14 protein-coding genes are annotated in these 20,543 nt (G+C 69.7%); all 14 read left to right on the plus strand.

The features are described 5' to 3' along the window. Window position 1: 1 nt before the first annotated feature. From AB4Y92_RS00360 to AB4Y92_RS00425, 14 genes are read left to right on the plus strand one after another with little or no spacing between them, the layout of a single operon-like run. On the plus strand, window positions 2–2,929 hold the full coding sequence (locus AB4Y92_RS00360; protein WP_441817841.1) for a hypothetical protein: 2,928 nt from the start codon (window positions 2–4) through the stop codon (window positions 2,927–2,929). Between the two features lies 1 nt (window position 2,930). Beyond that, window positions 2,931–3,395: a phage tail protein gene (locus AB4Y92_RS00365; protein WP_441817842.1), complete on the plus strand. Its 465-nt coding sequence runs from the start codon at window positions 2,931–2,933 to the stop codon at window positions 3,393–3,395. Window positions 3,396–3,405: 10 nt separating this feature from the next. Beyond that, a complete protein-coding gene (locus AB4Y92_RS00370) occupies window positions 3,406–4,260 on the plus strand; it encodes a CIS tube protein (RefSeq protein WP_441817843.1) in 855 nt (284 codons plus the stop codon). Between the two features lie 11 nt (window positions 4,261–4,271). Beyond that, complete coding sequence (locus tag AB4Y92_RS00375) at window positions 4,272–4,439, plus strand: hypothetical protein (protein ID WP_441817844.1); 168 nt, start codon at window positions 4,272–4,274, stop codon at window positions 4,437–4,439. Between the two features lie 31 nt (window positions 4,440–4,470). Beyond that, window positions 4,471–5,538 (plus strand): phage late control D family protein, encoded by a 1,068-nt coding sequence (locus tag AB4Y92_RS00380; RefSeq protein ID WP_441817845.1) that lies wholly within the window; start codon window positions 4,471–4,473, stop codon window positions 5,536–5,538. 2 nt (window positions 5,539–5,540) lie between these two features. After that, window positions 5,541–6,263 carry a phage baseplate assembly protein V gene (locus AB4Y92_RS00385; RefSeq protein WP_441817846.1) on the plus strand — a complete coding sequence of 241 codons (723 nt, stop codon included), beginning with the start codon at window positions 5,541–5,543 and terminating at the stop codon, window positions 6,261–6,263. A 37-nt stretch (window positions 6,264–6,300) separates the two neighbouring features. Further along, window positions 6,301–8,349: a hypothetical protein gene (locus tag AB4Y92_RS00390; protein ID WP_441817847.1), complete on the plus strand. Its 2,049-nt coding sequence runs from the start codon at window positions 6,301–6,303 to the stop codon at window positions 8,347–8,349. After that, window positions 8,346–8,741, plus strand: a complete 396-nt coding sequence (locus tag AB4Y92_RS00395; RefSeq protein ID WP_441817848.1) for a GPW/gp25 family protein — start codon at window positions 8,346–8,348, stop codon at window positions 8,739–8,741. The genes AB4Y92_RS00390 and AB4Y92_RS00395 overlap by 4 nt, the downstream gene beginning before the upstream one ends. A 10-nt stretch (window positions 8,742–8,751) precedes the next feature. Beyond that, a complete protein-coding gene (locus AB4Y92_RS00400) occupies window positions 8,752–11,073 on the plus strand; it encodes a hypothetical protein (RefSeq protein WP_441817849.1) in 2,322 nt (773 codons plus the stop codon). After that, window positions 11,073–14,075, plus strand: a complete 3,003-nt coding sequence (locus tag AB4Y92_RS00405; protein ID WP_441817850.1) for a phage tail protein — start codon at window positions 11,073–11,075, stop codon at window positions 14,073–14,075. Before AB4Y92_RS00400 ends, AB4Y92_RS00405 begins: the two co-directional genes overlap by 1 nt. Window positions 14,076–14,132: 57 nt before the next feature. Further along, complete coding sequence (locus AB4Y92_RS00410; RefSeq protein WP_441817851.1) at window positions 14,133–15,572, plus strand: hypothetical protein; 1,440 nt, start codon at window positions 14,133–14,135, stop codon at window positions 15,570–15,572. A 7-nt stretch (window positions 15,573–15,579) separates the two neighbouring features. Continuing rightward, window positions 15,580–16,935, plus strand: a complete 1,356-nt coding sequence (locus tag AB4Y92_RS00415) for a hypothetical protein (RefSeq protein WP_441817852.1) — start codon at window positions 15,580–15,582, stop codon at window positions 16,933–16,935. Between the two features lie 21 nt (window positions 16,936–16,956). Then, a complete protein-coding gene (locus AB4Y92_RS00420) occupies window positions 16,957–17,910 on the plus strand; it encodes an IPT/TIG domain-containing protein (protein WP_441817853.1) in 954 nt (317 codons plus the stop codon). Between the two features lie 14 nt (window positions 17,911–17,924). Next, window positions 17,925–20,441, plus strand: coding sequence for a vWA domain-containing protein (locus tag AB4Y92_RS00425; protein WP_441817854.1), 2,517 nt, complete (start codon window positions 17,925–17,927; stop codon window positions 20,439–20,441). The last annotated feature ends 102 nt before the right edge of the window (window positions 20,442–20,543 follow it).

Below are 20,543 nucleotides of genomic sequence, written 5' to 3' on the forward strand. Positions count from 1 at the left end.
CGTGGGCGACGTGCGCCGGCTGCCGGGCATCCAGATCGACGTGGCGCCGCAGGCCGCGTCCGAGGCGCTGCCGCGCCTGGACGTGGCGGTGTTCGTCGGTTTCGCCGCGACCGGCCCGTTGCACTTGCCGGTCGCGCTGGAGAGCTGCGCGCAGTACGCGGCGGTGTTCGGCGCCGACGCCACCCTGGCCTGGGACGGCCTGCACGGCGAACGCGTGTTCGCCCAGCTCGGCCCGGCGGTGCGCGCGTTCTTCGCCAACGGCGGACGCCGCTGCTGGGTGATCCGGGTCGCGCGCAGCGCGGCGCTGGAACGCGTGCGGCTGGGTGAGCAGGCGACGTTGCCGGACGATATCGCGCGCAGCAATCGCTATGCCCTGCCCGGCGTGCTCGCGCTGGAAGCCGACGGATCGATTTCCGCCGCCGTCGTCGCGGCCCGTTGCGAGGGCTCATGGTCCGACGGCTTGCGCGTGGATCTGGCCCTGGAACAACGCGGCTTCGCCGTCGATGCCTGGTCGGCGATGGGCTCACCGGCCTCGGGGCGCTACGCCTTCCTGAGCCGGCAGGCGTTGCAGCGCGGCGACTTACTGCAACTCGGCGACGATCTGGACCTGCGCCTGTACGCGCGTACCGAAAACGTCGCCGCCGGCGGCGTGCCCGGCGCGCCGTACCGGATCGAAGTGCAGGCCCTGGCCGCGTTCGCGGCCGTGGCCGGCGCCAGTCCGCCGCAGATCGGCAACGGGCTGGTCCGCATCGCCGGCCATGCCGACGAACTCGCCGCCACCTTGTTCGAGCCGCAAGCGCGCGATCCGGCGGCGTGGGCGCGGCTGGAACTGCACGAGGCGCTGAACAGCGAACCGTTCGGCATCGGCGCATGGCTGCGCTTCACCGGTGCCGGCGAGGTGATCTGGCTGCGCGTGGACGAAATCGAACGCAGCACCGATCTGTCCGCCAGCCCCGCCGTGGCCGGCCCGGTGCCGGTGCGCATCGCCGCGCGCGGCCCGGCCTGGCGCGAACTCGATGTGGCCGCGCTGGCGTTCGGGCCGATCGATTCGGCCCAGCAATTGCAGCTCGAACTGCGCGCCACCGACGGCGGCGGCGCGCAATCGCGGCTGCGGCCGCTCGCGCTCACGCCCGAACGCGGCGGCAATTTCTGGCAGCAGCAGCGCGATCAGGATTACTACCGGCAACGCGACGACCTCGCATCGCTGGCGCCGGCGGAGCTGCAACGCTTCGCGCTGGCGCCCGACGACGCGCCGCGGCCGCTGGCATGGCTGCCCCTGGCCGCGAGCGGCGCATTCGGCGCTGCAGTCGCGCCGTTGCCGCTGGGCGGCACCGCGCTGGAACGCGACGGCCTGTCGCGCTACGACCGCGACCTGTTTCTCGACCCGGATCTGGCCGGCGACAGCGTCGACGGCCTGCTCGACCATGCGGAAGACATCCGCCTGATCCGCGCATCGCCGCGCGAATTGTTCGGCCTGCATGCGGCGCTGGGCATCGGCGCGGGCGGCTTGTTCAACGAAGCCAGCCTGTTCTGTCTGCCGGACGCGGCGCATATCGGCTGGCAGCGCCGCGGCGATGAAACCGAGGCGCCGAACGCGGTGCCGGATGCGGCCACGCCGGCGCATTGGCGCGATCATCGCGGCGCCTGCATCGACGCGGCGCGCGACGGCGACCAAGACGCACCGCTGCCGCCGCCGTTGCTCGAACCCGACTTCGGCCGCTTTCTCGACTGCGACACCCGCGCGATCGCCGCGCCTCTGCTCGACGGCCCCGATGCGCCGATGGCGCCGGGCCGTTACCGCCTGAGCTGGACGCTCAGCGAGGCCGGCGCGGTCTACGCCGTGTTCGAGGCCGGGCTGGCCGACTTCAGCGACGAACGCGAAATCCACCGCGGCGCGCTCACCGAACTGGTGCTCAGCAACGAACGCGAGGGCGATTACCACTATCGCGTGATCGCCCATGTCGGCGCGCAAAGCAGCCTGCCGTCGAACCCGGTGACGGTGCGGCTGCGCGCGCAGGACTGGCTGCAGGCCGAGCCGCACGCGGCCGAGGCCGCGCTGGAAGACGAATGGCTGGCGATCCACCGCGCCGCCCTGCGCCTGGCCGCGAGCTGCGGCGATCTGTTCGCGGTGCTGTCGATGCCGCGGCATTTCCGCACCGCGCAGGCGCTGCGCCATGTGCGCCGCCTGCGCGAGATCCGCGGCATCGACGGCGTCGCCGATCCGCTGGCGCTGGCCTTCGGCGAAGCGCGCGCGCTCAGTTACGGCGCGATGTACTTCCCGTGGCTGCAATCCGACGTGCGCACCCGCGCCGCCGCCAACGAGCGCGGCGACAGCGATCCGCAACAGCGCCCGCGCGTGGTGCCGCCCGACGGCGTCGCGACCGGCGTGCTCGCCGCCCGCGGCTGGCGCCGCGGCGCCTGGATCGCCGCGGCCAACGAACCGATGAAGGACGTCATCGCGCTGACCCCGCGCGTCGACGCCCTCGACCGCCAGGCCTTGCAGGACGCGCAGATCAATCTGTTGCGCGACGATCCGCGCGGCTTCTTCGCGCTGTCGGCCGACACCTTGGCGCTGGACACCGACCTGCGCGCGATCAACGTGCGCCGCCTGTTGATCCTGCTGCGCCGCATCGCCCTGCGCCGCGGCAGCAGCTACGTATTCGAGCCCAACGGGCCGACCCTGTGGCGCTCGGTGCAGCGCGGTTTCGATCTGCTGCTGGGCGATCTGCACCGCCGCGGCGCCTTCGCCGGCGCCACGCCCGAGCAGTCGTTCCGGGTGGTCACCGACGAAGGCGTGAACACGCCGCAATCGGTCGAGGCCGGGCGCTTCGTGGTCGAACTGCGGGTGGCGCCGTCGCTGCCGATGCGTTTCATCGCCGTGCGCCTGGCGCAGAGCGGCGAGCGGCTCACGGTCAAGGAGGAGCTCTGACATGGCCGGCCCCGCCTATCCGTTCACCAACTTCAATTTCTCCGTCGAGATCAATCGCGGCGGCGAGGCCAAGCCGCTGGTCAACGCCGCCTTCGCCGAGTGCGACGGACTGGAGATGAGCATGGAGGTCAAGACCATCCGCGAGGGCGGCGCCAACGGCCGCCAGATCCGTCTCAACGGCGGCACCAGTTACGGCCAGTTGGTGCTCAAGCGCGGCATGAGCGACAACTTCGAGCTGTGGGACTGGTTCCGCGACAGCATCGCCGACCCGCGCCTGCGCGCCAACGCCGAGGTGGTGCTGCTCGCGCCCGACGGCAACACCGTGCGCGCGCGCTTCGTGCTGTCGCGCTGCGTGCCGGTCAAGCTCAAGGCGCCGCCGTTGAACGCGCGCGACGGCCAGATCGCGATCGAAGAGCTGCAGATGGCCTACGAGACCCTGACGCTCAAGCGTCCGGACCAGCAGTGAGGACGCGCGCGTGAGCCTGCAGAAAGCCAACCTGTACGAACTCGACCAGAGCTTCGCCAACGAAAAGCCCGACGGCCGCAAGGTCGAGGTGCAGTTCAATCCGGAGACGCTGAAGGTCACCTTCGCCAATCAGATCGTGCAGCCGCAGGGCGGCGATCAGGCCGCCGGCAACGCCGGGCGCCAGTTCGTCGGCGCCGGCACCACCAAGCTCGCGCTGCAGCTGTGGTTCGATGTGACCGCGATGGAAAAGGACGCCGTGGACGACGTGCGCCGGCTTACCGCGGACGTGGTGTATTTCATGACGCCGCAGCCCTCGGACCAGGACCCGAAGAAGCTCGCGCCGCCCGGCGTGCGTTTTCACTGGGGCAGTTTCCTGTTCGACGGCATGGTCGAGGGCATGGAGGAGACGCTGGAGTTCTTCTCCGAAGACGGCAAGCCGCTGCGCTCGAGCATCACCATGACCTTGTCGCAGCAGAAGATTCTTTCGGCCGAATTCAAGGGCGACGGCAAGGTGCCCAATCAGCCCGGGCAGGCGCCGCTGAAGAGCGCCAAGCAAGGCGACAGCCTGCAATCGATGGCGGGAAAGAACGGCAAGGGCGACTGGCAGGGGATCGCCGCGGCCAACGGCATCGAAGACCCGCTGCGGATGGCGCCGGGGCAGTTGGTGGATCTGAATTTGTCCGCGGGCGCGTCCATCGGCGGCGGGTTCGGCGTGGGCGTGGATGCGGGGATTGGCGTCAGCGGCGGCGTGGGAGTGGGTTTGAGCGCCGATATCGGCTTCGGCGGAACCGCGTCGAGCACCGCTTCGGTTGGAATCAACGCTTCCCTCGGCGGCAGCGCCGACGGATCGATCTCGTTCGGATAAGGACACAGGCCATGGGCGTCGTCATCAACGAATTCGAAGTGCTGGCCGAGCCGCAACGCGCGGCCAAGGCCGATGAGGCCGGCAAGGAAGGCGAAGCGCCGGCCAAGATCGACCTGCACGACCTGCAAGTGGCGCAGCGCGAACTAGAACGCTGCGCGCTGCGCTTGTGGGCGCACTGACACCGATCCGCATCAGGAGCCGAACGAACTCATGGGCGATACCCCCACCCTGCCGGTGCAAGCCTCGCGTCCTTCGGTGGAGATCGACGGCCGCGCGCAGGCGACGCTGACCAGCTCGTTGATGACGATGGAACTGGCCGAATGCGAAGCCGGTCTGGCGCGCTGCGAGTTGTGGTTCGGCAACTGGGGCGGCCCGGATCAACCCGGTTTCCAGCATTTCGGCCGCGATCTGCTCGAATTCGGCAAGCCCTTGAAGATCAAGCTGGGCGATGCGGTGTTGTTCGAAGGCCGCATCTTCGCCATCAACGCGCGCTTCCCGGAAGGCGGCACGCCGCAGATCGGCGTGTGCGTGGAAGACCGCCTGCAGGATCTGCGCATGACCCGGCGCACCCGCGCCTTCGCCGACGCCTCGCTGGCCGATGTGATCAATGCCGTCGCCGGCGATCACGGCCTGCAGGCGCAGGTCGATCTGAGCGGCGACACGCACAAGCTGCTGGCCCAGGTCAATCAAAGCGATCTGGCCTTCCTGCGCGACATGGCCCGGCGCGAAGACGCGCAGGTCTGGGTCGAGGGCGACAAGCTGCACGCGGCCCAGCGCAGCCGTCGCAACGGGCCGAGCCTGGAATTGAACTGGGCCGGGCCGCTGCGCGAATTCGAGGTCTGCGCCGATCTGGCCAATCAACGCACGCAGTTGATCGGCGCGGGCTGGAGTGTGGCCGACAAGAACGCGACCAAACACGAAGCCGACGAAGCGGCGATCAGCGCCGAGCTGGGCGGCAAGTCCAGCGGCGCGCAGACCCTGCAACAGGCCTTCGGCCGCCGCGCCGATACCTTCGCCCACGCGCTGCCGCTGTCGGACAGCGAAGCGCGCGTGTTCGCCGAATCCGCCTTCCGCCACATGGCGCGGCGCTTCGTCACCGGCCACGGCGTGGCCGAGAGCAAGGCCTCGCTGCGGGTCGGCACGCGCCTGACCATCAAGGGCGTGGGGCCGTTGTTCGAAGGCGAGTACACCGTGACCGAGGTGCAAATCCGTTTCGAATCCAAACTGGGCCTGCGCACCGAGTTCTGGTGCGACCGTCCCGCGATAGGACGGGCCTGAGCATGCGCATCGTCGATCTGCCGGCCTACGAATCCCTGCTCAGCGAGCGCCAGCCCAGCGGTTGGGGCGGACGCTGGCACGGCGTGTTCGTGGCCCTGGTCACCGACATCAAGGACCCGGACAACCAGGGCCGGGTCAAGATCGCCCTGCCCTGGTCGCCCGATGCCGGCGGTCAGCGCTACGAAGGCTGGGCGCGGCTGGCGACCTTGTTCGGCGGCGACAACCGCGGCAGCTGGTTCGTGCCCGACGTGGACGACGAAGTGCTGGTCGCGTTCGAACACGGCGACCCGCGCCGGCCGTGCGTGCTGGGCGGATTGTGGAACGGCAAGGACAAGCCGCCGGCCTCGATGGACGGCGCCGGCAAGAACTACAAGAAGGTGCTGCGCTCGCGCAACGGCGTGCAGATCACCCTCGACGATCAGGACGGCCGCGAGCAACTGCTGCTGGAAACCCCGGGCGGACAGACCTTCACCCTGAAGGACGGCCCCGGCGCGGTGGAGATCGCCGACAGCAACGGCAATTCGATCAAGTTGGAAACCGCCGGCATCACCGTCACCGCCGCGGCCAAGGTCACCGTCAACGCCAGCCAGGTCGCGGTCAGCGCCGGCATGGTCACGGTCGATGCGGGCATGTCTACGTTCTCCGGCGTGCTCAAGGCCGACACCGTCATCTGCAACAGCATCGTCAGCGCGTCGTACACGCCCGGCGCGGGGAATATCTGGTGAACGCGATGAACGCCGACGCATGCACACGGAGCTCGCCATGAACCACCATCCGCTGCGCTGGCAAGCGCCGCAGCCGCTGTGGTCGCGCTTCGCCGACGGCGCGCAGGCGGCCGAGCAGACGCGTCCGGCGATCCTGCGTTTTTCCAACGATGAGTTCATGCAGCAGTTGCTGGGTACGTTGGCGCGCGATCCGACCCGCATCGATGCGCTGATCGCGCGTTACGAAAACTGGCGCAAGCCGATGAGCGACCCGCCGGACCTGGTCGAACGCACGCCGCTGCCGCGGCTGGCGCAGAGCGCGCACCGCGCGACCACGGCCAGGGCGGCGCAGCCGAAGATCGCCGCCGAACCGGCGCAAACCCCGCCGTTGAAGCTGTATCAGGCCGCGCACCAGCGCCATTACCTCGCCACCGCCAGTCTGGTCTGCGGCATCCATGGCCTGCCCGAGCACGCGCTGGTGGCGGGCGGCGGCGAAGAAGTCGGCATGGTGCTGCGGCGCCTGCTGCCCTTGCCGGGCGGCGCCGCCGACGCGTTGCACGAGTTCGCCTACATCAAGGACGCGCAAGGCGCGCGCTGGCAGCGCTGCGACGAAAGCGCGTTCGTCGCCGGCGAAGAACGCCTGCCAGCGTTCGCGCTGAGTTATCTCGATGAAGCGCAGCGGCGCCGCGCGCTGTGGGCCGGCACCGTTCCGGTCGGGCGCCGCGAGGAATACCTCGGCGTGCGCGTGGACCCGACGCCGGTGGCGGACTTCGCCCTCGCCCAGCGCGACAGCGTCGGCGGCAACGCGACGCCGGCGCCGGCCAATTCCAAGCTCGCGCGCATGGCCCAGTTCCAGATCGATGTCGGCGAGCCGTGGAAGAACCTGATCCGTGCCGCGTTCAAGCTGGCCGCCGCCGAAGCCGCGCCACTGAGCATCGGCGGCGAGCAGGAAAGCGCCGGCGCGCGCACCATCCGCGCGCTCAACTTCAATCTGCAGCAGCAGAGCCAGTCGTGGCTGGTGCTGCTCGATTGCGCGGAAAACCTCGCTACTTATTTGCCCGACGTGTGGAACGCGATCGAGCACAACGGCGCCGGCTACGGCGCGCTGTCGCCGCAACGCCGCGCGCTGTACGACTGGCTCGGCACGGTGACCATGGGCAATCCGCTGGTCACCGCGCTGCAGCCGCTGGGCAGCTATCCGGTGATGGCCTCGATGCGCGCCGCGCTCAAGGCGATCCGCGCTCCGGGCGTGGGCGAGAAACTCGAAGCCACCACCGCGACTTACGCCGCCGGCCCCAGCGACACGCGCGGGCTGCCGGAATGGCCGCGCTTCCACTTCTGTCTGGCCGGCGTCACCCAGGCGCTGGCCGCGACTGGCCCGTACACCGCGCTCGACACACTGGGTGACGACGCCCAGGTCGAGCCCGATCCGGTCGCCGGCACCGTGCCGGGGCAGGACGTCGCGCGCAAGGTCGATCGCTTCGTCGCCCTGTACGCGCGCGCGCTGGTGGCGACGACGGAAACCGACGCGCCGCCGGTGCCGTTCGCGCTGCAGGTCAAGAACGCGCTCGGCAACAGCCTGGGCGCCAACCTCGGCGACGGCGGCTGGTTCGTGCTGCGCTTCGTCCACGGCCGCCGCGACTGCGGCCCGCTGCATCCGCCGCTGCTGTCGGCGCCCACCCAGCGTTTCCGTCTGGCGAGTTTCTTCGACTCCGACGCGCCGGCGCGGCCGATCCGCATTTCGCTGCCGGTCGATACCAGTCCGGCGGGCCTGCGCAAATACCAGAAGAACACCGCCTTCGTGATGAGCGACATGCTGTGCGGGCAAGTGCAGCGCGCCAAGGGCATGGGCCTGGTCGATCTGGTGCTGTCGGTGCTGCCGTGGCCGTTCCACAAGGATCTTCCCGCCGGCGACGGCGGCCCGTGCCAGAGCGGCGGCATCAACATCGGCATGATCTGTTCGCTGTCGATACCGATCATCACCATCTGCGCGCTGATCCTGCTGATCATCATCGTCTCGCTGTTCGACCTGATCTTCCGCTGGCTGCCCTACTTCGTCTTCTGCTTCCCGGTGCCCGGCCTTAAGGGCAAGAAGGAGCTGCCATGAGCGCGCGCAGCGTATTCGGCCAGAGCCTGTCGTTCCCGCCGCGGGTCGGCAGCGACGGCCGCTTCGTGTGGTCGTCGGGCGAGGACAACATCCGCGAGTCGATCGCCCTGATCCTCAAGACCGAGCCAGGCGAGCGCGTGGGCCTGCCCGAATTCGGCGCGGGCCTGGCGCAGTTCCTGTTCGAACCCAACAACGCCGGCACCCACGCGCGCATGCGCGATGCCATGCAGCGCGCGCTGGCGCGCTGGGAGCGGCGCATCCAGGTCGAGGACGTGAGCGTGATCGCCCATCCGGGCGAAGCAGAAACCGCACTGGCGACGATCACCTATCGCCTGGTCGCCACCGCCGGCCGCGAGCGCATCAGCCTCGCGATCCCGTTGGCCGTGAACTGAGGCCGCCCCGATGCCGCTCGCGCCCCCGCCCATCGACGATCGCCGCTACGCCCAACTGGTGGAAGACACGCTGGCGCGCGCGAGCGTGCACACGCCGGAGTGGACCAACTTCAATCAAAGCGACCCGGGCGTGACCCTGGTGCAGTTGTTCTCGTTCCTGACCGAGAACCTGCTCTACCGCGCCAACCTCACGCCCGAACGCAATCGCCTCAAATTCCTGCAAATGCTGCGCATCCCGCTGGCCAGCGCGTCGGCCGCGCAAGGGCTGGTGGCGATCGACAACCTGCGCGGCGACGCCAGCGTGCGCACCCTGCCCGCCGATCTGGAAGTGCGCGCCGGCGCGGTGCCGTTCCGCACGCAACTGGGCCTGGACGTGCTGCCGGTGGAGGCGCGCGTCTACTTCAAGCGCCGCATCGAACAACCCACGCAGGAACTGCTGGACTACTACAAGCTGCTCTACGCCTCCTACCAGCTGGACTTTCCCAGCGACGTGCAGCTGTACAAGACGATGGCGCTGGATCGCAAGATCGTGGACAGCGTCGATCTCAACGCCGACACCGTCGATCGCTCGCTGTGGATCGCCCTGCTCGCGCGCGACAGCGACGCGCCGGCCGACGGCGAGGATCCGTGGAAGCCGCTGCGCGATGCGCTCGGCGGCCGCACGCTCACCCTCGGCCTGGTGCCGGCGCTGGACGCGGTCAGCGCGCAGTTGTCGCCGGCCGGCAACGCGCAGAGCCGGCAACTGCTGCGCTTCGAACTGCCCAACGTGCCCGCCGACGGCCGCGTGCCGCGCGACGGCGACGACCGCCCGGCGCCGGCTTACCGGCAGCTGGAGCCGCGCACCGAAGTCGATCTGTTGTCGGTGCCCGGGGTGGTGCAATTGAATTTGCCGCCGGCCGATCAATTGCGCATGTGGCGCGATGTCGATCCGCTGGAAGGCGGCGTCGGCGACATGCCGCCGAGCCTGGACGATCCGGCGCTGGCCGCGCGCACGCTGACCTGGCTGCGCGTGCGCGCCGACGGCGCCGCGCAGGCGCGCCTGCGCTGGGCCGGCATCAACGCAGCGCCGGTGCGGCAGATCCAGCGCATCGCTTCGGAGCCGCTCGCCGACGGCGACGGCCGTCCCGATCAAAGCCGCCGCCTCGCCCGCCGGCCGGTGCTGCGCGGCTCGGTCAGCCTGCTTACCCGCATCGGCAACGCCGCGCCGCAGCGCTGGAGCGAGATCGACGATCTCGCCGCGGCCGCGCCGGAAGTGCCGGTGCCCGATCCGCGCCAACCCGGCGGCAACGGCAGCCCGTGCAAGCCCTCGGCGCTGACCGACGTGTTCGAACTCGACGCCGAAGCCGGCGAACTGCGTTTCGGCGACGGCCTGCGCGGCCGGCGCCTGCCGCTGGGCGCGCGCGTCTACGCCGGCTACGACTTCTGCCTGGGCGCGCAGGGCAACGTCGCCGAGCTTGCGATCAACAACGCGCCGCAATTGCCGCAAGGCTTCGCCATCAGCAATCCGGTGCGCACCTGGGGCGGCGCCGATGCGGAAAGCACCGACAGCGGCGAAAAGCAGGTGCGGCGCTATCTGCAGCACCGCGACCGCATGGTCAGCATCGACGATTTCGAATCCGTCGCCTGCCGCGCGCCCGGCGTGCAGATCGGCCGCATCGAAATATTGCCGGCGTTCCATCCGGATCTGGCTCCGAACGAACCGGGTTCGGCGCCGGGCGTGGTCACGGTGCTGGCGATCCCGCGCACCGATCCTGGCCAGCCCGACGCGCCGCGCGCCGACCGTCTGTTCCTCAACGCGCTGTGTCGGCATCTGGACCCGCGCCGTCTGGTCACCACCGAACTGGTGGTGCGCGGCGCCGATTACAAAGGCCTGTGGATCTCGGTCGGCATCGAGGCCGCGGCCGGCTACGCCATCGCGCAAGTGGTCGATGACGTCAAACGCCGCCTGCGCGAGGTGCTGGCGCCGATCGGCCCGGCCGGCGCGCAGCCGCGCGACGCGGCCTTGTTCACGCCGCGCGGCAACGACCCGGCGCGCGGCTGGCCGCTGCGCACCGCGGTCGCCGCGCGCGTGCTGCTGGCCGAAGTGGCGCGCGTGTCGGGCGTGACCTCGGTCGCCGACGTGCTGCTGGCCGAAGGCGAACGCGCCGCCAGCGACGTGATCGAAATGAACGGCCTGCAGTTGCCGCGGATTCTCGGCATCTCGGTGGTGGTCGGCGACCCGGTCGCGATCGACGCGCTGCGCGGCGGCGCCGGCAGCGGCGCCGGCGGCAGCGGTTCGGGCAGCGGCGGCGCGCCGATGTTGCCGGTGCCGATCGTGCCGGAGACCTGCTGATGAACGTCAACGGCGCGCGCTTCCAGATGCTGTTCGGCCGCGACGACTGGTCGCGCTGCGCCAGCAGCGACGGCCAGCCGCTGTCGCTGTGGTGGGACGCCTACGCCAGCCCGATGCCGCAGCCGCCGGACGATCTGCCGGCCTGGGACGAGGCGCGCAGCGAACTGAGCCTGCGCCCGCAACTGATCGAACTACCGGCCACCAGCGGCGAAACCCGTTTGACCGTGGATGCGCGGCGCGATGCCGGCGCCGATCGCAACGGCAATATCTACCGCATCGCCGACGACGCGCATTCGCTGCGCGTGACCTCGGCCGGTAGCGGCAACGAGAGCCTGTTCTGGCCGCCGCCGGACGATTGCGCCGACGCCCGCGCCGCACGCAGGCCTTCGTTCGAGCCACACGCCGCGCCGCCGCCCGGCGAGCCCGACCGCTACCTCGCCGTGGCCGCCACGGTCGACGATTATCTGGTCGTGGCCTTCGCCCGCGGCACTTTGCGCGGGCTGATGAGCTTCGATTTGATCTCCGGCGGCCCGCCGCTGGAAACGCAGTGGCCGGTCGAAATTCCGTTCGAGCCCTACGACATGTGCGCGCGCCACGGCGGCGGCGCCTGGGTGCTCGATCGCGCGCACCGGCAATTGTGGGAACTCGACTGCACCCTGGCCGTGGTCAACAGCGGCCAGACCCTGCACACGTTGAATCTGCCGCCGGTGGACGATTTCCAGCCGCTGGACGGCCCGCCGCGGCTGCAGCCGATCGCCCTGTTCCCCGGCGGCCTGGATCTGGCCAAGACCGCGACGCCGCTGCTGGACCCGATCGCGGTGCAATCGCATGGCGAAGGCCGGGTGATGGTGCTCAATCGCGATCTGGTGCAGCAGCGCTCGCAAGTCGTGCGGCTGCTGCGCGAGGGTTCGGCCTGGAGCGTGGACGCCTCGCAATGGCTCGACATGCTGCCGGCGCTGGCGCACGACATGGTCTACGCGGCCGGGCTCGGCCACGGCGACGGCGGCGCCGCGCCGCGCTTGTTCATCGCCAGCGAAATCGGCAATCAGGTCCATGCTTTCGAAGTGATCGACCACGACGGCGCTTTCAGCCTGCGCGCGCCGGCCGAACTGTATCCGCTGCGCCGCTACGGCGGCCGCGCCCTGGTCGCCGTCGCCGGCCTGGCGCACTACGACAGCGGCCCCAACCAGCCGCGCTGGACGCCGGTGGTGCAACAGCATCGCCAGCACTACGCCGCGCGCGCGGTGCTGATCACCGCCGCGTTCGACAGCGATGAGCTCGGCACGGTCTGGGACAAATTGTTGTTCGACGGTTGCGTGCCGCCAGATACGGAAGTGATCGTGGAAAGCCGCGCCGGCGATGAGCTCGACGGCTGGTTCGCAGGTGCATCGCAACCCACGCTCGATGCGCAGGTGATCGGCGACTGGCTGCGCGAACCGGCCCCGCGCCTGCGCGGCGACGGCCCGGAACTGCCATGGCTGCGCCGCGAAGCCGCGCGCGCAACCCGGCGCGAAGCCGGCGCCGGCACCTGGGAGCTGTTGCTGCAGCGCGCGCGCGGCCGCTATCTGCAGCTGCGCATCAGTCTGATCAGCCGCAACGGCACCGGCACCCCGCGCCTGCGCGCGCTGCGCCTGTGGGCGCCGCGTTTTTCCTATCCGCAGCGGTTTCTGCCGGCGGTGTATCGCGAGGACGGCAACGGCGACTTGCTCGAACGCTGGCTGGCCAATTGCGAAAGCACCCTGACCCAGATCGAGGACCGCATCACCCAGGTCGAGTCGCTGTTCGACGCGCGCAGCGTTCCGCAGGACGCGCTGCCGTGGCTGGCGGCGTGGTTCGATCTGGCCCTGGACCCGGCCTGGGACGAGCGCCGTCATCGCCTGCTGGTGCAGCACGCGATGGACTTCTTCCGCTGGCGCGGCACCGTGCACGGTTTGCGGCTGGCCTTGTCGCTGGCGTTCGAAGCCGATTTCGACGCGGCCATGTTCGACGGCCCGCGCGCCAGCGACGAAGGCGCCGGCCGCATCCGTCTGGTCGAGTCGTATCAAACGCGGCTGGTCGAGACTTTGATCGCCAGCAGCAATGCGATCGCGCCCGGCAGCGAAGACGGCCCGCGCGCGGTGCAGCGGCAAACATTGTGGACGCCCGAGGAAGGCAACGCCGGCCTGGTCGATCGCTATGCCGCCTGGCAGGGACGCAGCGCGAGCGCGCTGGAACAGATCACCGCGTTCTCGCTGGCGCCGCCGGCCGGCGACGCCGCCGCGCAGGACTGGCGCGCGTTCTGCACCGCCGCGCTCGGCTTCGTGCCCGCCGCCGGCGCCGCCGAACGCCAGCGCTGGCAGGCCTTGCTGCAGTCGCGCTACCTCTCGCTCGATGCGCTCAACCGCGCCCACGCCAGCGCCTACACCGACTTCGGCCAGATCCGCCTGCCCGCCGCGCCGCCGCTAGCGCCGGCCGCGCGCAGCGATTGGCTCGATCACTGCACTCGCAATGCCGATGCGCGCGACCGCCGGCTGTGGCAGGACTTCCTGGCCCGCCGCTATCGCCGTATCGAACGCCTGCGCGCGGCGCACCGCGCCGCCTGGGACGACTTCGAACAAGTGCCATTGCCCGATGTGGTGCCGGCGAGTTTCGACGCGCAGACCGACTGGCTGCAGTTCGAGCGCCAGTTGCTGGCGATGCATCGCACCGCGCACCGCTTCTCGGTGCTGCTGCCGGTCGCCAGCGTCGTCGCCGATCCGTACCTGCTGGAGCAGAAGCTGGCCTTGGCGCGGCGCATCGTCGAACTGGAAAAACCCGCGCACACCGTTTTCGACGTGCGCTACTACTGGGCCTTCAACCGCGTCGGCGAGGCGCGACTGGGCCTGGACACACAACTGGGTGCCGGCAGCCGCGCGAGCGAGCTGATCCCCGATGCCGTGGTGGGCCGCGCCTACCTCGGTGCCAGTTTCGTTGGCGGTCGCGCGCGCATTCACGGCCGCGACCGGCTGTCGCTGGATTGCTGAGCGCGCGCGCCGCGAACCGACCAAGGGAGTTGAATCATGGGCTGCTGCAACGAACCGGTGACTACGCTGACGGGCCTGCCCGCCGATCCCACGCAGCACGTCAATTACGAGCGCGGGATGGTGCTCGGGGTGGACGACTTCAAACAGGAATTCGCTTATCTGTCCGGACGCGATCAATGGCTGGCGCGCGAAGCGCTGGGCTACGGCACGCTCAGCGGCCTGCGCGTGCGTTTCGAGGACGCCGGCAGCGACGGCCCGCGCCTGCACGTGAGCGCGGGCACGGCGCTGACGCCGGGCGGCCGCATGATCTGCGTCGGCGCCGACCAGTGCGCGATCCTCAACCGCTGGCTGGCCAAGCCCGACAACGCCGCGCTGATCGCGCGCATGCTCGATCCCAGCCTGCCGCCGAACTCGCCGCCGGTGATCACCTCCGGCGCGGTGTCGCTGTACCTGACTCTGTGCTACGCCGATTGCCAGACCCGGCCGGTGCCGATTCCCGGCGAACCGTGCCGCTCGGAAGATGAGTTGATGAAGCCCTCGCGGGTTGCGGACGATTTCCGCCTGGAACTGCGCGAGCACGCGCCGGCCCAGGTCGAGGAAGACGCCCTGCGCGATTTCGTGCGCTGGCTGCGCGCCAACGTCTCCATCCTCGACACCAGCCCGCCCTTGGCCGCCGATCCGGCGTCGTGGCTGGCCGGGCTGCGCGGCGCGGTGCAGCCGTGGCTGGATGCGCAAACCATGTCGCCGCCGATGTCGCCGCCGGCCTCGTTCCAGACCCTCGGCGATTACCTGTTCGACCTGGGCTCGCCGCGCCTGCAACTGGCGCGCGAGCATCAGTGCGAATTCCTGCGCATCGCCTTCGGCTTCTGGATCAGCGAACTGCGGCCGCTGTGGATGGCGATGCGCTGCCATCGGGCGCAGTACCCGGATAGCGATTGCCTGTTGCTGGCGCGGGTGAATTTCCAGGTCAGCTGGATCGGCGGCTCGCCCAGCGGCGCGTGGCAGATCGACGGCAGCCCGGCCAGCGCCCAGATCGACGAAAGCGCGCGGCCGTATCTGCTGCATCTGCGCATGCTGCAGGAATGGTCGCTGTGCGGCTGCGATTGCGCCGGCAGCGGCAGCGATGCCGCCTTCGGCGGATCGATGCTGTCGGAAATGTTCGCCGGGCCCATCGTCCCGCTGATTTCCGAACCGCCGCAGCCGCCACCGCCGCTGATCGAGTTCCTCGAAGCCGACACCACCCTGGGCGACGACGCCAAGGTGTTGATCGCGCGCGGCGGCGGAAAACTCGCGGTGACCTTGCCGCCGTCGGTGCCGGTCAACGCCGGGCGCCAGTTGGTGATCAAGAACGCCGACGCCAGCAGCCTGACCCTGCATGCCGATGCGCCCAACGGCGACGGCATCGACGGGCTCAGCCAGTTGGCGGTCAAGAAAAAGAAAGCCGTGACCCTGGTCGCCGACGGCGCCGGGCAGTGGTATTCGATCGCGATCGCCTGAGGCCGCCATGAGCACTCTCGACAACGTCCTGCAGTTGCAGCAGCCCTTGAAGGACGGCGGCATCCGCAACGTCAATTTCTTCAACGGCCGTCTGCTCACCGGCAAGGATTTGGCGCGCGAGCAGCAAGCGCACCGCCAGGCCGATGCGCGCCTGGGCCTGGCGATCGGCGACGGCGTGGCCTTCGGCCTGGAGGCGGCGCGCGATCCCGACCTGGATCAAGCCAACGCACCGGTGCTGCGGGTGCGCGCCGGGCTGGCGATCAATCGCGCCGGCGCCACCTTGCGCCTGAACGCCGACACCAGCGTCGCCCTCACCCGCCGCTTCGACGGCGAGGACGGCGGCGATTGCCAATGCGTGTTCGCCCAATGCAATCCGATGGCCGACGGCGTCTACGTGGCCGGCGCCGGCGTGTACGTGCTGACCATCGCCCCGGCGCAGTCCAGCGAAGGCCGCGCGCCCAGCAACGGGCTCGATCCGTCCAACGTGCGCTGCAACACCGACGCCACGGTCGAGGCGGTGCAGTTCCGCCTGCTGGCGATCAATCCGTTGCGCTTCGCCGATCTGGACCCGTCTTCGCCCTTGTTCCGCAATCGCCTGGCTTATCGCTGCTTCGGCATCGAAGCGCGCGAAGCCAGCGGCTTCGATCCGTGGCGGGTCGATCCGCCCAGCTACGGCCTGGTCGATGAATTGCGCGAAGGCGCGCTCAGCGACTGCGAGGTGCCGATCGCGCTGATCTACTGGACCTCGGCCGGGATCAACTTCGTCGATACCTGGGCGGTGCGGCGCAAACTTCTCGAACCCGATGCGCTGTCGGGATTTTCGTTCCAGCGCAACCCGCTGGACCCGGCCGAACTGTCCTCGTTCGCGTTCCTGGCGCGCGCGCGCCGGCTGGTCGAGGCGCAGGCGATGTGCGCGCAGTTCCAGCAGCAGCTGGCCGACCTGCTTGCCGCCAGCGCCGCGCCGACCGTGCTCGCGGCGAAACAGCATTTCCGCTATCTGCCGCCGTTCGGCGTGGTGCCGCTGCAGAGCATGCCGCTGCGCGGTTTCGACGACAGCCAGTTCTTCGCCGGCATCCCGCGCCGACCCGCGCCGGGCTCCGGACAAAGCACACCGTTCATCGACGTGCGCCAGCTCGGCGCGGTGCAGCAACAGGCGCTGGCGCACGCGCCCGGCGATCTGGATCAGAACGAACTGCTGTGGGTGTGGCGGCCCTGGCAGAACGTGCAGGCATACCGCGAAGGACGGCCGGTGCAGCTGATGCTGGCCTTCGCCAGCGGACAACTACCACAGGTCGCGGTCGCGCGCTGGGACATGGCGCGTCTGGACTACAGCAATTTCGACAGCTGCTGCGGCGCGCTGTAGGCCGCCACCAGGAGAGTTCTCATGGCAACGCTACCGATCCAGGTCCAGCCCGGCGACGTGATCAGCTCGGAGCTGATGAACGCGATTCTCGACGCGCTGGCGCAATTGCAGGGCACGCCGGGCGGAACCCAGACGGTGCCGAATCTGTTCGGCGCCTTCCTCAGCGAGGCGCGCGCGATCATCCAGCAACCCAGCCGGCAACTCGCGCTGGGCTTCACCTACGATGTGGGCGGCGCGGCGATCGATCCGCTGGCGCAAGCCAACGCCAATCTGATCGTGCTCAACCAGAATCCGCCGGCCGACGCGCGCGTCGCGCCGGGCACGCCGGTGAATCTGGTGGTGTCGCTGTCGTCGGTGGTCAATCCCAATCCCGGCGGCGATCCGCCGACCATCAGCCGCACCGAAACCGCGGGCGGCACCATCACCACCAGCTTCGCCGTCGGCGGCACGCTGGTGCTGGTCGGGACCAACTTCAACGCGACCGCCTCGCAGAACACGGTCACCTTCAACAACGTGCCTGCGGCCTCGGTCACGCCCGATCCGGCCGATCCGACCCGGCGCCTGCAGATCGTCGTGCCGGCCGGCATTCCCGGCGCGCCGGTCAACGGCGGCGATCCGCCGCTGAGCAACGTCAGCCTGCGCGTGCTGACGCCGAACGGAACCCCGGCGGTCACCACGGTCACCGTGACCGCGCCGATGGCGGCGCAGCCGACGATCAGCTCGATCGCGCCGCTGACCCAGTTCGAAGGCAGCAACATCACCATCACCGGCACCAACTTCACCGCCGCGGCGCAAGTGCGCATCCGCAACGTCGTCGCCGCGATCGTCAGCACCACGCCGACCACCATCGTCGCGACCGTGCCCGACTTCCCCGACATCATCGCCGGCCCGCCGGTGGCGGCGTCGGTGGTGGTTTCGATCACCGGCTTCGGCGATGCCGCATTCGCCGGCACCTTCCGCGTTCGCGGAAATTGAACAGGAGAGCCACCATGCGCAGCGTTTCCCGTTCCTCCCCCAACGCGCCGCGGATCGCAGGTCCGCTGCTGGCGCTGATGGCCCTGTTCGCGCCGCCATTGGCGGCGCAGAACCTGACCTTGAACGTGCCCTCGCGCGGCGCCGGCGCCAGCCAGACCGCGGCGACCACGATCGAGTTCGACGCCGCCGCCATCGCCGGCGGCGCCACGGTCACCGTCGACGGCAAGATCCTGGCGGTGGCGGCGCCGGGCTGCGTCGGCAACGCCTGCAAGAGCACCGACAGTACCGCCGGCGGCGACGATCTGGTGCTGACGCGAATCAGCGGCACCCAGCTCGTGCAGTTGCAGATCACCTATCTGAGCGTGTTCGGCGCCAACTTCTGCGCGCCGTCGATCGGGCCGGGCGGCATCAGTTTCCCGGTCTCGCTCAGCGGCTTCACCTTCGGCGCCGGCCACGGCTATCGCATCACCAGCTTCATGTCGCCGTCGGACGCGTCCTGCGACATTCCGTATGCGCGCGTGCCGACCAGCCGGCCGTCCTTGTCCGGCGATCCGCTGACCAAGCTCGGCCGCCTGCCACTGAATCTGGTGCTGGTGATCGACAAATCGCCGAGCATGGCCTGGACCATTCCCGGCTCGCCCGATATCCGCTGGGACCGTCTCAAGTCCTCGGTGCAATTGTTCGCCGCGGTGTGGGACGCCGTCGGCGCTCCGCCGCCGCCGGCCACGCAGTCCTCCGAAGGCAATGCCAACGATCGCCTGGGCATGGTGTTGTTCGGCGGCAGCGCCGTCGATGCCTCGATCGGCGGCGGCACGTTCTTCAAGTTGCGCGGCGCCGACGTGGCGCCATGGTCGGCGCCGGTCACCGCCGCGCTGGCCGATAACAGCTTCATCGGCGGCACCTCGGTCGGCGCCGGCTCGGCGCAAGGGCTGACCCAGCTCAACACCGTCGATCAACTGACCGGCGACACCGCGATGGTGGTGTTCACCGACGGCGAACAGAACACGCCGCCGTGCATCATCCGCAAGGACGAAGTGCTGTCGCCGACCAGCAAGCCGTATCCGGGCCAGCCCGGCGTCACCTACCTGGACCAGTGCACGGTCGCCGCGGCCGAGCCCGAAGCCAAGGAGTTGATGCTCAACGGCGCCGTGCTCGCGCAGACCGCGCCGCGCGGCCCGGTCTTCACCATCGGCCTGGGCGAAGGCGGCATGGCCGCCAGCGCGCAAATGCTGGAAGAAATCTCGAAGGAGACCGCCGGCACCGCCTCGTTCCCGAACAACGGCGTGGCGATGGACACCTCGTTCGTCGATGGCCTGGTCAACAATCTCAAGGGCGGCACGGTCTCGCTGATGGATCGCACGATCGCCACGCTGCCGCCCGGCACCGCGCCGGCGGCGCCGATGACCTTCATCGTCGATCCCTCGCTGAGCCGCGCCACCTTCGTGCTGAGCTGGGAAGGCAGCGCGCGCGAAGCCGGGCTTGAAATCCGCGATCCCGACGGCCACCTGGTCACGCCCGCGCACGCCAGCGGCGGCCCGAATTTCCGCGTCGCCACCGTCAACCTGCCTTCGCAGGGCCGCGCCGGCGACTGGAAAGTCACGGTGCGCCGTTTCGGCGGCAGCGATGCCTTCAAGTACCAGCTCTCCGCTTACGGCGTGGAAACCATGCTGGGCTCGCGCGTGACCGAATCCCCGCGCCTGTCCACCGGCGCGCCGATCAAGATCGTCGCCGAAATCGGCTGGGACAACGGCGTGCTCGCCGACCTGCCGCCCGGAGCGGTGCGCGCGGTGATCGAACGCCCCGGCCAGAACCTGGGCAACATCATGTTCGAAGCCGGCCAACAGCCGATCCGCGACAAGCCGCGCAGCGACACCTCGCCGCTGGCGATGAAGTTCGATCAACTGGTCAAGGAAGGCTTGCTCGACAAGATCGAACCGCGCGCGACCAGCAAGGGCATCGAGCTCAAGCACGTCGGCAACGGCCGCTACGAAGGCAGCTTCGGCGAGACCAAGATCGGCGGGCGCTATCGCATCCGCGTGGATTTCGAATGGACCGACAAGCGCACCGGGCAGATCCGCCGGCGCGAGTACGTCGAACGTCAGGTGCCGGTGCTGCCGGGTGCGCAGAGCACCACGGTGGAAGTCACCCGCGACCGCAAGACCGGCGATGCGTTGATCCTGGTCACTCCGCGCGACAGCTTCGGCAATTACGTCGGCCCGGGCCATGAGCGCGATTTCAGCGTCGTGGTCGGCAAGGGCGAAATCGCCGGCCCGCCCAGCGACGAAAACCTCAGCGGCCAGTACCGCATCCGCATCACCGGCCTGCGTCCGGACGACGATCCGAAGGTGCGGATCGTGTTCGCCGGCGAAGTGTTGCGCGACGGTTCGCTGGCAACGTTGACCAAACCCGGCGGCGGCGACAGCTCCACCGGCCCGCAGAATCCGGGCGAACCCAAGCCGTGGTGGCAGCGCTGGTGGTGGGTGATCCTGATTCTGGTGCTGTTGTTGCTGTTCCTGCTGCGCCGCAAGTAAACGCCCAGGAAGCGATCGAGCGAGACCGGCATGCCGAAAATCCAGGCGTATCGCGAACTCAAGCTGCTGCGCAGGGTCAAGCTGCGCGGCGGCGGCAGCGAT

The sequence above is a fragment of the Lysobacter sp. TAB13 genome (assembly GCF_052113885.1).
Classification (GTDB): Bacteria; Pseudomonadota; Gammaproteobacteria; order Xanthomonadales; family Xanthomonadaceae; genus Lysobacter; species Lysobacter gummosus.